This window comes from Flavobacterium procerum (genome assembly GCF_042431625.1).
In the GTDB taxonomy this organism is placed as follows: Bacteria; Bacteroidota; Bacteroidia; order Flavobacteriales; family Flavobacteriaceae; genus Flavobacterium; species Flavobacterium procerum.
This window is the reverse complement of record NZ_JBHLYW010000008.1, coordinates 94,480-108,187: the sequence shown is the minus strand read 5'-3', so window position 1 is coordinate 108,187 and position 13,708 is coordinate 94,480. Positions and strand designations below refer to the sequence as shown.

At 33.5% G+C, this 13,708-nt stretch carries 7 protein-coding genes; 6 read left to right on the top strand and 1 reads right to left on the bottom strand.

Features of this window, described 5'->3' with window-relative positions; all coding sequences use genetic code 11:
* The first annotated feature begins 36 nt into the window (after positions 1-36).
* The 5 genes from ACFFLS_RS09715 to ACFFLS_RS09695 all read left to right on the top strand — a co-directional run bounded on the left by ACFFLS_RS09715 (position 37) and on the right by ACFFLS_RS09695 (position 10,487).
* Positions 37-834 (top strand): hypothetical protein, encoded by a 798-nt coding sequence (locus ACFFLS_RS09715; protein WP_379685224.1) that lies wholly within the window; start codon positions 37-39, stop codon positions 832-834.
* A gap of 99 nt (positions 835-933) precedes the next feature.
* Complete coding sequence (locus ACFFLS_RS09710) at positions 934-1,890, top strand: GSCFA domain-containing protein (RefSeq protein WP_379685225.1); 957 nt, start codon at positions 934-936, stop codon at positions 1,888-1,890.
* Between the two features lie 352 nt (positions 1,891-2,242).
* The gene (locus tag ACFFLS_RS09705; protein WP_379685227.1) at positions 2,243-7,342 is read left to right on the top strand and encodes a translocation/assembly module TamB domain-containing protein; all 5,100 of its coding nucleotides are present in this window, start codon (positions 2,243-2,245) and stop codon (positions 7,340-7,342) included.
* Complete coding sequence (tamL, locus tag ACFFLS_RS09700) at positions 7,326-9,647, top strand: translocation and assembly module lipoprotein TamL (protein ID WP_379685229.1); 2,322 nt, start codon at positions 7,326-7,328, stop codon at positions 9,645-9,647. The genes ACFFLS_RS09705 and tamL overlap by 17 nt, the downstream gene beginning before the upstream one ends.
* Positions 9,648-9,851: 204 nt before the next feature.
* Entirely contained in the window at positions 9,852-10,487 is a 636-nt protein-coding gene (locus ACFFLS_RS09695; RefSeq protein WP_379685231.1) for a DUF4230 domain-containing protein, read from the top strand.
* A gap of 137 nt (positions 10,488-10,624) precedes the next feature.
* On the opposite strand, the gene ACFFLS_RS09690 is transcribed toward ACFFLS_RS09695, so the two are convergent.
* Positions 10,625-12,394: an aromatic amino acid hydroxylase gene (locus ACFFLS_RS09690; RefSeq protein WP_379685233.1), complete on the bottom strand. Its 1,770-nt coding sequence runs from the start codon at positions 12,392-12,394 to the stop codon at positions 10,625-10,627.
* Between the two features lie 226 nt (positions 12,395-12,620).
* Here ACFFLS_RS09690 and ACFFLS_RS09685 point away from each other — a divergent pair, with 226 nt between their 5' ends.
* Entirely contained in the window at positions 12,621-13,703 is a 1,083-nt protein-coding gene (locus ACFFLS_RS09685) for a DKNYY domain-containing protein (RefSeq protein WP_379685235.1), read from the top strand.
* The last annotated feature ends 5 nt before the right edge of the window (positions 13,704-13,708 follow it).

The following is a 13,708-nucleotide window of genomic DNA, read 5'->3' as shown; positions in this document are numbered from 1 at the left end:
CGTTTGCAGCAGTAATAAATTTAACAACAAAACAAAATGAAAAAATTTTTATGTCTTTTAGGAGCGTTAGCCTTGTCTCTTAACTCTTGTTCAAGTGATGATAGCAACTCTGACGGAGAGTCATCAACAAATGCTTTACCAACAAAAATTACGCTGACAACTGTTGAAGACGGAAAGTCAGGATCTCTTGATTACACTTTTTCTTATGACGGAAACAAATTGAAGCAAATTTCACTTTCTGATGCTTCAAAATACGTTTACACTTACACTGGAGATGTTATCACTAAAGTAGAATATTTTAGATCAAGTGTTTTAATTTCTACCGACGTTTACGCATACGAGAATAACAAACTTGTTTCAAAAATAACTACACAAGCGTTTAATTCTACATACCAAGATAAATTGACATTTGTTTACAATGCGAACGGAACAGTAAATGCAAACCAATCGCAAATAAGAGACAGACAGGAAGTTAAATACGATACTACCACTCTTTACACATTTGCAAATGGAAATATCGTTTCTGCTGAATATAATGATGGTTTAAAAGAAAAAACCACCAATACATTTGACGATAAAAAAAGCCCTTTTGTTAATATTACTGGTTTAAAACTTTTACTAGATTTAGCTCAAGTTGACAGTGATGATTATCAATTTGATTTTCATTCTGCAAATAATGCATTGACTAGCGTAACAGTAAATTATGATGCTGACGGAAAAGCTGTTCAAACTTTATCTGTAGACTATAAAACGAAATATAATTCTAATAATTTTGCAAGCGAAGTATTTGCTGGAGACGCAAATGATTCTTTCAAAATTCAAATTACTTATTAATAATTAATAATCGTTTTTTAAGAGTCCTCATAATCTGTTTGATTATGAGGACTTTTTTTATTGGTGAAAATTGATGAAATTCGTACTCAAATAAAAATTATGCAATTCAGAACACAAATCCCAATATCAAAAAGTAATACTCCAATCGATTATAATTCGAAAGTGCTTTCTATTGGTTCTTGTTTTGCAGAAAATATGGCTTCAAAATTTGATTATTTTAAGTTTCAGAACGAAACCAACCCGTTTGGAATTATCTTTAATCCGGTTTCGATAGAGAAATTATTCAACAGAGTTTGTAAAGAAGAATGGTTTGAAGAAAAGGATGTCTTTTTTCATAATGAACGCTGGCATTCTTTTGAAGTGCATTCTGATTTAAGCAATTCTGACCGACAAGAATTACTGGAAACGCTAAACAAAGCCATTTCAGAAACACACAAACAACTCAAAGAAGCGACTCATCTCATCATCACTTTTGGTACTTCGTGGATTTACAGAATTCTGGAGAAAGATGAAATAGTTGCCAATTGTCATAAAGTGCCGCAGAAACAATTTTCGAAAGAATTATTATCGGTTGAAATAATCCGCGAAAGTGTGCAAAATACAATGAGTTTAATACAGACTTTAAATCCGAATATCAATTTCATTTTCACCATTTCTCCCGTTCGTCATATCAAAGATGGATTTGTAGAAAATCAATTGAGTAAATCGCATTTGTTTAGCGCTTTACATAACATTCTAAAATCTGAAATCTATAATCTAAAATCAGAATACTTTCCTTCCTACGAAATCATGATGGACGAGCTTCGCGATTATCGTTTTTATAATGAAGATATGCTTCATCCGAATCAAATCGCTATCGACTATATCTGGAAGCTTTTCAGCGAAAATTATATTTCAGAAAGCAGTATTTCTACAATGCAGGAAGTAGACGAAATCCAGAAAAGTCTTCGTCACAGAAGTTTTAATCCCGAATCAGACCAACATCAAAAATTCTTAGCAAAACTTCAGCAGAAAATAAATCGGTTAGGAGAAAAATTACCGCATATTAAATTTTAGGTTCAGAGATTCAAAGAAACAAAGGTTCAAAGGTTTTCTTTGTAATCTTGTCAATTTTGACGAAGTAGATTCGAGCAATAGTGACAGGCCAAATAAGTCGAATCAAGAAACTCTAAAATGATTGGATTTTTCGTTGCGGAGTTACTCGCGAAGATTTCTCCTTCGTCGAAATGACATAAAATGAGAAAAAAACTTCGCGTCTTAGCGCCTTCGTGGCAAAAAACAACAATAAAATTTTAGAATAATTGCTGAGAATTATGTAAATTGTTACTAGTTAAATTTTACATTTTTGTAAAATGTGTAACCCTGCTTTTTTCAGAAGCGATTTTAATCTAATCGATTTTATTGAGGTATGAATAAGAAATCCATTCATTATTTAAAGAAAACACTTCGTGTACTTGCGTGGTGCGTGGTTTCTGTAATTGCACTTTTATTACTTCTTATTATTCTGATTCAGGTTCCGTCGGTTCAGAATTTTGTTAAAAATAAAGCGGTTACATATCTTGAGGATAAAATAAAAACCAAAGTTTCCTTAGATTATATTTCGATAAAATTTCCGAAAGATGTAGTTCTGGAAGGTTTCTATTTTGAAGATCAAAAGAAAGATACTTTGCTGGCAGGTAGGCGATTAGAAGTTGATGTGGATCTTTTTAAATTGGTTAGCAGCGAACTCGAAATCAATTCGGTTTCATTAGAAAATACCACAGCAAATATTTCCAGAAATAAAGACGGCGTTTTCAACTTCGATTACATCATCAAAGCATTCGAATCGAAAGAACCTAAAGTAGAAGACCCGGATGCGAAACCGTTTAAAATTTCGGTTGTAAAAGTCAATCTGGATAAAATCAATTTCAATTTTAAAGATGATTATGCGAAAAACGATATTCGCGTAAACCTTACGCATTTTGATACCAAATTCAACACCTTTGATTTGGATAAAATGGATTTTGACATTCCGAATATCACTCTTGATGGTTTGAAACTGGTTTTGGATCAAGATGTGGTCGAAAAAATTGCGACAGTATCTGTAGAAACGGTTGATACCATTTCGAAAAGAAAAGATTTTAAATTAAAACTAAGAAAAATTGCTTTGTCAAAAATTGATATTGCATATGATAATAAAGATTCTAGATTAGATTCTGGAATCCGTCTTGGAAACTTAAATTTAACAGTAAATGAAATCGATCTTACTAAACAGCTTTTGGATTTTGATACTTTTGAAGTTAAAAATCTTAAAGGAAATTTACGTCTGGGTGCAAAAGATAAGCAGATTCAGACACCAAACCTCGACACCACAGCCATAAAACAAGCCGGCTGGAAAGCAAAATTGAATAAAGTTGATATTCAGAATGTAGCTTTCAAATTTGATGATATGCAGTCAAAACCTGTTGCAAAAGGGTTAGATTACAGCCATTTGGATTTGAATAAATTCAACTTTGAAGCAGAGAAATTGTATTATGGGAATGATACCTTTTCAGGAAATATAAACAAGCTTACGGTTAATGAAAAAAGCGGTTTGCAGATTCAGTCCTTAAAAACCAATTTCTTTTATGGCCCTAAAAATGCTTCTCTAGAAAGCTTGTATTTAAAAACGCCTCAAACGCTTGTTCAGGATAAAATTAAAGCCGAATACAAATCATTAGAATCACTTCAAAAAGATTTAGCAAATCTTGCGATTGATGCCAATTTGAAACAATCCAAAATCGGTTTCAAAGACATTTTATTGTTTGTGCCTACGCTTCAAAACACGAATCCGTTTAAGAGCAATCCAAATGCTATTTTGTATGTGGACAGCCGTGTAAGCGGAAAAGTAAAAGATCTGAATATTTCTAAATTCGAAATGAGCGGAATTGGAACGACAAAAGTTTCCCTTTCGGGGAAAATCGCCGGATTGCCGGATGCTGAAAAAGCGTATTACGATTTGAATATTAAAAAAATGTCCAGCACCGCAAAAGACATCAATATGTTTGTGCCAGCTGGAACAATCCCGAAAAACATTCAATTGCCTTCTCAATTAAATTTACAAGGAAAATTTAAAGGTTCGGTTCAGAATTTTAAAACCAATCTAGCTTTAAACAGCAGTTTCGGAAATGCAAAAGTGGATGCTTTATTTGATCAGCGTATTAAAAAAAGAGAAAAATACGATGCAACAGTTTCCTTAAATGAGTTTGATTTAGGGAGATTAATAAAAAACGATTCAATCGGGAAAATTACGCTTAACGCGAAAGTAAAAGGATATGGTTTAGATCCGAAAACGGCAAATGCTGTCATTGACGGAATTGTTCAGAAAGCCGTTTTTAACCGATATACCTATAAAGATCTAACGCTGAAAGGAAACATCGAAAACGGAACTTTTGCTGTAAAATCAGGAATGGAAGATCCAAATCTGAATTTTAATTTAACAGCAAGCGGAGATACAAAAGACAAATATCCAACGGTAAAACTGAAATTAAATCTTGATATAGCCGATTTAGAAAAACTAAATCTTCATGCCGGCCCGATGAAACTGCGCGGAAATGTTGATGCTGATATTGCCAACAGTAATCCGGATTTCTTGAACGGAAAAGTGTTCTTGTCGAACATTCAGATTTTGCAGGACAAAGAACCAATAGTTTTAGATTCTATCCGCGTTTTTGCGTTTGCAGATAAAGACAGTAATTCAATTAAAATTTCGTCTCAATTTCTACAAGCGGAAGTAACTGGAAAATATAAACTGACGACTTTGGCCAATTCGGTTCAGAAATCATTATCGAAATATATTAATCTTCAAAATCCGAAAGTTAACGCCGAATCAGACGAACAAAGAGTAGCCTTTACTTTGAAAGTGGATAATGATCCTGTGCTTTTGAAATTATTGCCGAAATTGACCGCTTTAGAACCTTTTACGATAAATGGAAAATACAACAGTCAAACCGATTCATTAGAAGTAAAAGGAATAATTCCGAGAATTGTTTATGGCGGAAATACAATCTCGGACGGAAAAATAAATATTCAAACAAAAGAAAATGCTTTAGAATATTTGATTTCTGTGGCCACTATTGAAAGTGGTTCGCTTAAAATTCCGCTTACGAGTTTATCAGGAAAAGTAGAAAACAATGAGCTTACGTATGCTTTGGAAGTAAAAGATGCCAAAGAAAAACAGCAGTATTTTATTGCTGGAAACTTGAATCATGAAGACTCGAAAAACATCTTTAAAATCGATGCGGACAGTTTTGTTTTAAATTATGATAAATGGACAGTTGATTCGGAAAATGCAATTGAATTTGGAGATAATCGACTTTATATCAATAAATTTTTCTTGAGTAATTCAGGAAACGAATTAAAAATCCAATCGCAGGGAACTGAAAATAATGCGCCGCTTCAGGTTGATTTTGTGAATTTCAAAATCGAAACCATTATGACTATGGTCAAAAAAGACGAACTGTTGATGCAGGGGTTAATTAACGGAAATGCTTTGGTCGAAAATGTAATGACCAAACCCACTTTTACATCCGATTTAAAAATAGATGATTTTACTTTTAAAGGAGAAAAAGTCGGCGATTTAGAAATAAAAGTAGACAATAAAACCGAAGATACGCTTGCTGCAAATATTGTTTTAAGCGACGAAGGAAATGATGTAAAACTGACTGGTGAATATAAAATTGAAGAAGGCACTTTTGATTTAGATATGGCAATTAATAAGTTGTACATCAAAAGTATTCAAGGTTTCAGTATGGGAAATATTACCGAAGGGAAAGGTTTTCTGTCTGGAAATTTCAAGGTTACAGGAAATACTTCGGCCCCAAAAGTGAATGGCGAATTGAACTTTAATGACGCTGGTTTTAGAGTGACGCAACTGAATTCTTATTTTAAAACTGGAAAAGAAAAAATCACTTTTAACGAAGGAGTAATTTCGTTTGATAAGTTTTCTCTTTTAGACGAAAACGATAATGAATTGTTCGTTAACGGAACCATTGAATCTCCTGATTTTACAAAGTATAATTTTAATCTTTTGGTTGAGGCAAATGATTTTAGAGCCATAAATTCTAAAGCCGCCGACAATGATTTGTTTTATGGCGATTTATTTTTAGATACAAAATTAAATATCAAAGGAAGTTTAGAAAGTCCCGTTATAGATGGAACAATCAAAATAAATAAAGAGACCAAATTTACGGTCGTTATGCCTCAGTCAGATCCTTCGATTGCGGATCGAGAAGGGATCGTAGAGTTTGTGGATGAAGATAATATGTATCTCAAACAAACGGTTGAAATGCAAAATAAACTCGATCAATCGGAACTGAAGGGAATGAATGTTAACGTTGCCATTGCAATCGACAAAGAAGCCGAATTGACTTTGCTGATTGATAAATCAAATGGAGATTATTTGAACTTGAAAGGAGAAGCTGAATTAGTTGGAGGAATTGATCAATCTGGAAAAACAACTTTGACTGGAAAATATGAATTCTCGGATGGTTCTTATCAAATGAATTTTAACGGAATCAAAAGAAAATTCGATATCCAGAAAGGAAGTTATATTACGTGGAATGGCGAACCGACTTTGGCAAACATAAATATTACAGCTATTTATAAAGTTGATGCAGCTCCGATTGATTTACTCGGAAATCAGTTAGCAGGAATGGAACAGTCTATTCAGAATACCTATAAACAAAAACTTCCGTTTCAGACTTTATTGAAAATGAATGGAGAATTGATGAAACCTGAAATCTCTTTTGGAATTGTATTACCGGAAGGAAATTATAATGTTTCAACAGATGTTGTTACCACAACGCAAGCAAAATTAAAACAATTAGAACAAGATCCAGCCGAATTGAACAAACAGGTTTTTGCACTTTTATTATTAAACCGTTTCGTGGGCGAAAATCCGTTTGCAAGTCAAAGCGGAGGAATAAGTGCAGAAACGATGGCAAGACAAAGTGTGAGTAAAATACTTTCGCAGCAATTGAATAATCTTGCAGGAGAATTGATTACAGGATTTGAAGTCAATTTTGATTTAGAATCATCAGAAGATTACACTTCTGGAACTATGCAGAATAGGACAGATTTGAATGTTGAAGTTTCTAAAAAACTGCTGGATGACCGATTAAAAGTAACTGTTGGAAGTAGTTTTGGAGTAGAAGGTGCAGAGCGCGCCAACGAAGAAAGTACCAATATTGCCGGGGATGTAGCTTTAGATTATCAATTGACAAAAGATGGTAGATATATTGTTCGTGCCTATAGAAAAAATCAATATCAGGTGGCGGTAGAAGGACAGGTGGTAGAAACTGGTGTTGCTTTTATTATCACGATGAGTTACAATAAATTTAGAGAACTTTTCCATCGCAGTGAAAAAGAAAAAGAATTAATTAGAGAAGAAAAGCTTCGAAAAGAAAAAGAAAAGCAGAAAAAAAAGGAAGATAAAGAGAAGGAGCAATTGCAGGAAAATCAAATTGAAGGAAATGAACAAAAAACATAATCATATAAAAAATCAGCTAGTAAAGTATTTTGTGTTGCTATCCCTGTTTTTTGTTTTTGGATGCAGTAATACAAAATATCTTCCAGAAGGCGATTTGCTTTACACTGGAGGTTCGGTACAAGTGAAAGATTCTATCATGAAAAAGAAAGACAGAAAAGCACTTGAAACTGAGCTAGAAGCACTTCTTCGCCCAAAACCAAATAAAACGTTTTTAGGATTACGACCAAAATTATGGTTTTATAATATTGCTGGCGAACCCAAAAAGCAAAAAGGTTTTAGATATTGGCTTCGAACCAAAGTGGGAGAAGAACCAGTGCTTTTTAGTAAAGTCGATTTAGATTATAATTCATCAGTTTTAAGAAATTTTACAGAGAATAGAGGTTATTTTAAAACTCGTGTCAGCGCAGATTCTACGGTTAGAAATAAAAGAGTTACGGCAGAATATACTGTTGTTCCAAAAAAGCAATACATTATTAAAAGCGTGACTTTTCCAGATGATTCTTTAAAAATGTCAAAAATAATCGCAAGATCAAGCCGACGAAGTTTATTGAAAGTTGGAAATCCGTACGATTTAGATGTTATAAAAGCAGAAAGAGAACGTATCGATGCCAGACTGAAAGAAAAAGGATATTATTATTTTAATCCTGATTATCTTTTGGCAAAAGTAGACAGCAGTAAAGGAGATCACGAAGTGAAAATCAGATTAGTTATTAAAGACGAAACTCCTGCAAAAGCATTGAGAGCTTACACAATAAATAACATTTTTGTGTATCCAAATTATTCTTTAGCAAATGACAGTATGGTTTATCGAAAAAAGAATATTACGAAGTATAAAGATTTTACGATTATTGATACCGCAGAAACTTTTAAACCAAGAGTTTACGACAGAACAATTTATTTCAAAAAAGGAGATTTGTACAATCGAACCGATCATAATTTGACTTTGAATCGTTTCGTAAATCTGGGGACTTTCAGTTTTGTTAAAAATGAATTTAAGCCTTCAGACAGTATCGACAATGCTTTGGATTCGTATTATTACTTAACGCTTTTGCCTAAAAAGTTTATTCGTGTCGAGGTTTTGGGGAAAACCAATTCGGCGAGTTATACAGGTACCGAAGTAAATTTGAATTGGAACAACAGAAACTTTTTAGGTGGCGCAGAATTGTTTACGGCATCCATTTTTGGTGGAGCCGATTTTCAGTTGGGTGGAGCCAATAAAGGAAAGAATATTTATAGACTTGGAGGAGAAGTCAGTTTGACTTGGCCCAGATTTATTACGCCTTTTAATATTGAAGGAAACAGTGAATATGTACCAAGAACCAAAGCAACAATTCGTTACGAATATCAAAAACGAACGCAATTATATGCGCTGAATTCTTTTAATACCTCTTTTGGTTATTTATGGAAAGAAAATATTCGAAAAGAGCATCAATTGAATGTGATTGATGTAACCTATGTAAGTCCAAATCATGTTACGCCAGAATATTTAGCAGATATTGAAGAAGATGAAGCGCTAAGAAGAGTAATCGAAAAGCAATTAATTTTTGGTCCGACTTACAATTATACGTACACCAATACGATGCAAAAACGCCGAAAAAATACTATCTATTTTAATGGCGAATTAGATTTGGCTGGAAACCTAACCGGTTTGGTAACGGGTGCAAATATCAAAAAGAATGATACGATAAAGATATTTGATGTTCCGTTTAGCCAATATGTAAAAATTAAAACCGATTTCAGACATTATTTAAAACTAGGGAAAGAAAGCGAACTCGCCAGCCGATTAATAGTTGGAGCTGGATTTGCATATGGAAATTCGAATACAATGCCGGCTTCAAAACAATTTGTAGTAGGAGGAACAAATAGTATTCGAGCTTTTAGAGCCAGAACGCTGGGTCCCGGAAGTTATGTGATTCCCGAAACCACAACCAATATTAACTATACACCGGATCAATCAGCCGATTTAAAATTGGAGTTTAATACCGAATACAGAGCGAAACTTTTTAGCATTGTGAGAGGTGCAGTATTTTTAGATGCCGGTAATATCTGGCTTTTGCATGCCGATCCCAACAAACCTGGAGCAGAAATTTCAAAAGATTTTATGAAAGAAATAGCTGTTGGAGCAGGTGTCGGGTTGCGTTTCGATTTATCGTTCTTGATTCTCCGAACAGATTTAGCGATTCCATTAAGAAATCCGGCTCTTCCAGATGGACAAAGATGGATTATCGATGATATTAATTTTGGAAACAGTTCCTGGAGAAAAGACAACCTCATTCTGAATATCGCTATTGGCTATCCGTTTTAATTTTTTTAGCCACGACCCGAGCGATAGCGAACTGGCGAAGTAATTAACGAATTAGCACAAATTTCTTTTCTATGTTTTTTAATATCACAAATTAAAAATTCGAAAAAATTAAAATTTAAACACTCCAAAAATTAGTGTAATTAGTGAAATTCGTGGCAAAAAAACTAAAAAAAGAAGTAAATTGGTCTAAAATATTTTAGAGGAATGCAAAACTTAATCAAAAGAATTATTGGTATTAGTGTGATTGTTTTAGTCATTATTCTGGCTTTTAAATATTGCCAGTTTAAAAAAGAAGACGATTCGGATATTCAATACAATACCAATTTAATTCAACAGCAGATTCTTAATGTTGGAAAACTGGTCGTAACCGAAGGTCATTTTTCGGAAGTGGTTACCTATAAAAATCAGCAGAAGTATTTGATGGACATGATTTCTTTTGAAAAGAAAGCGCTCATTGTAGTCAATGCAAACGTAACTGTTGCTTACGATCTGCATCAAATGAAATACGATATAGACGAGAAAAATAAAACCATTACGATTTTAAACATTCCGAAAGAAGAAATTACGATCAATCCAGATATTCAGTTTTATGATGTTGAACAAAGCAAACTGAATCCGTTTACGGGAGAAGATTATAATAAAATCAATAAATCGGTAAAGGCGAACTTAGCCAAGAAAATCGAAAAATCAAGCCTTAAAACAAATGCTCAAAACAGATTAATCAGTGAATTGTCTAAGATTTTAATTTTAACCAATTCAATGGGCTGGAAACTGCAATACAACGGAAAAACGATTGAGTCAGAAACGGAGTTGACTCAGGATTTGGGATTAAAATTATAAAAGAATCTCGCAAAGAGGCAGAGTCGCAAAGCAAACTTTTTAAGTAAAATACTTTCCGACTCTGCGTCTTTGCGAGATTAAAAAAATCTGCAGAATCAGCTTAAATCTGCAAAATCTGCGTGAAAAATCTTTGCGTCTTAGTGTCTTTGTGGCAATTGAGAAGAATTGTCAAAAATCAAAGCCAAGCCTCCAGAAATTAAATGTGCAATTTCAGGACGTCTTTCTTTCATTTCCGATAGGTAAACGACTATTTCATGTAAAAGCGGACTTAAATTTTCCGTTAAAAGTTCGGCAATTTCTACAGCTAAAAGCCAATCGTTCGGATGATTATTTTTTAATTTATTAAATACTAACTGAAGTTCTTTTTTATCACCATTATTATTTCGAACATCACGAACACTTGCATATAAATGCTCCAATTCGTCGCGTTCTTCTGTATGTTTCGCTTTGATAGTTTTACTTGAAGGAACAATGTTGATTAAATCAAAACTATTCACATCGGCTGGACCAGAAAAAGCAGAAATCACTTTTTTACCAATTGCCATATCGTAATTACCCCAATCCGGTTGAAATAAAACAGTTTCATCGTGAGTTACGGTGCAGTTTTTAAAGCTAATTAAAATGATTTCTCCGTGAAGATTTCGAGAACCGGTAATAATTTCACCTTCAACAATAATATTGCCCTCAAACTCCAGTTTAATCGTTTCGCCCTCTACAATACTGTAAGCTTGTAAATCTTTAGGACTCATATCTTCAATCGCCAGATTGAACCCTTTCAGTTTCCCAATCGGACTTCCAAAACCGTGCGGATGTGTTAAAGTTCCGTGTCCGACTAATTCTTTTTCGCGGTAAGCTAAAGCTGTTTTTCCAGTAGTTTGAATATAAATAGGTTTTCCTTCTTCTTCAATTACATTCGTGAAAATTCCTGAAATTTGTAAACCTGTGCTCAATTCAATTGTTCCTAAAGCATTCGATTGAATCAGTTTTTTAATTCCAGATAAACCGCCAGTTCGTAAAGCCATTTTATTAGCAAATTCTTCCAGAATTAAACTTAAATGAGAAAAAGTCGGTGTTACATAAAGCTGAGGTTGCAACTGCGTAATATCAAAATTCTGATTCGCTGCCGAAATATCATAAGGGATTTTCTTCACATTATCGGTCATACAGTGCGCACTTTCACCAATAGAAGAAAGCAATCCAGCACCATATATTTTTGGGTTTTCAACTGTCCCAATCAAACCATATTCAACTGTCCACCAATGCAGGTTTCGAATTTGTGCCATTTCAGACAATTCGCCCATATCATTTTGCAAATCGGCAACTGCTTTTTCGGCTTCATCAATTTTTTCCTTAGGTGTATCTTCTGCTTCTTTTAAAATCGAAAGCAAACGAATCGCCTCATACATTTGATAATCTTTATGAGATGAAATCGCTTTACAGCCAATTTCACCAAAACGTCTTAAATATTCCGCATATTCAGGATTAGCAATAATAGGAGCGTGGCCGGCACCTTCGTGAATGATATCCGGAGCAGGCGTATATTCAATATGTTCTAATTGCCTGATATCTGAAGCGATAACCAGAACATTATAAGCTTGAAATTCCATAAAAGCATTCGGCGGAATAAATCCGTCAACGGCAACGGCAGCCCAGCCAATTTCACTTAAAATTCGGTTCATGCCGTACATAGAAGGAATGGAGTCAACTTCGATTCCGGTTTTTTTCAAACCGTCCAAATAAGAATGATGTGCTACTTTAGACAAATAATCAACATTTTTACGCATCACATATCGCCAAACCGCTTGATTGATAGGAGTATAATCGCTATAATCTTGTGGCTTAATAAATTGCTGTAAATGTTTAGGCAATCTTTCTAATAACGGATTGGTTTCAATATTTGGATTCATTTCGAAAACGTTGTAGATTAAAATGTAAAATTACGAATTTCAAGTGCTAAAATAATTTTTTCTGGCATAGATTTTTAAAAATAAGATTGTTTTATTGCGCAATCTTTAAATTGTTGGCTTAGTTGTAAAAAATAATTTTAAGAATTTTTCTTTATCCATTTATCTTAATGTTCCTCAAGAGAAAATGGTTAGTTTTACAGCTGTTATTAGAATTCAATATTTAATTATGAAAGTTTTTTATATAGTTTTAGCCATAATCGTTTTGATTGTCTTAGGCATAAGATATTTTGTGTTTAGAATCGGAAAACCTGTAAATTTAGAAGTATCCAATTCTTACTTTCATCATTACAGAAAAAATCTAATTGTTTATTCGCCAATGGGAAATTGGTTCGAATTAGGTTATTTCGAATCTGAGGCAGATGTTGCAACTTTTCAGCCTATAAACGAAGATTTCGGAAAAGATAAAAACAATGTTTTTTGGAAAGGAAGAAAGCAATTGGTTGATCATGATACTTTTAAAGTTGAGGATTTTTACATCATCAAAGACAAAAATCATGTTTATCATCTTAATGGCAGAAAGTTTTACGAATTAGAAATAATAAACGGTGCAGACCCCAAAACCTATCAATTATTAGATGCGTCGATTACAGATTACCGACGTCATTACTGGACAAAAGATGGTTATTCTGTTTATTATAAAAATAAAAAAATCAATGCTGACCCGAAAACTTTTAGGCCTTTAAATAACGCAATTGCTGTTGATGCCGATTTTATTTACGCAATTCTCAGCTATAGAGGAGAAGGCAATGAAATGGTTGAGGTTGATGAGGTTATCCAAAAACACAAAATGATTGAAGGCGAGATTCATGCTATCAACGAAACGTACGCCAGAATTGGTAATTCGGTGGTTTCTGCTTTTACTAAATCTGAATTTGAAATCAACACTTTTGATTCTATTGCAACAACTCAGGAGATTGATTATTGGAACATTATGGTTAATGATGTTCTGATAAACAAGGGAACGATTTATCCTGAAATTGATGCAAAATCTTTTGAAGCATTACGATACGATTTTTCAAAAGACAAAAACGGCGTTTACTACGATTTCAAAAAAATCAAAGGCGCAGATTATTCAAGTTTCGAAATTCTTTCAGATCAATATTCTAAAGATAATCAACATGTTTATTTTGAAGATGTTATCTTAAAAGGAGCAAATTCTAAAAAATTTGAATTCTCTTCTCAGCACGCAATCTGGGAAGACGGAGAAAACCAATATAAAAATGGGAAAATTATAACATCGAAAAAATAAAATTT

Excerpts from the sequence above, each read along its gene's own strand:
- ACFFLS_RS09705 (WP_379685227.1), top strand. The coding sequence starts at position 2,243 with ATGAATAAGAAATCCATTCATTATTTAAAGAAAACACTTCGTGTACTT.
- ACFFLS_RS09695 (WP_379685231.1), top strand. The coding sequence starts at position 9,852 with ATGCAAAACTTAATCAAAAGAATTATTGGTATTAGTGTGATTGTTTTA.
- tamL (WP_379685229.1), top strand. The coding sequence starts at position 7,326 with ATGAACAAAAAACATAATCATATAAAAAATCAGCTAGTAAAGTATTTT.
- ACFFLS_RS09715 (WP_379685224.1), top strand. The coding sequence starts at position 37 with ATGAAAAAATTTTTATGTCTTTTAGGAGCGTTAGCCTTGTCTCTTAAC.
- ACFFLS_RS09685 (WP_379685235.1), top strand. The coding sequence starts at position 12,621 with ATGAAAGTTTTTTATATAGTTTTAGCCATAATCGTTTTGATTGTCTTA.
- ACFFLS_RS09690 (WP_379685233.1), bottom strand. The coding sequence starts at position 12,394 with ATGAATCCAAATATTGAAACCAATCCGTTATTAGAAAGATTGCCTAAA.
- ACFFLS_RS09710 (WP_379685225.1), top strand. The coding sequence starts at position 934 with ATGCAATTCAGAACACAAATCCCAATATCAAAAAGTAATACTCCAATC.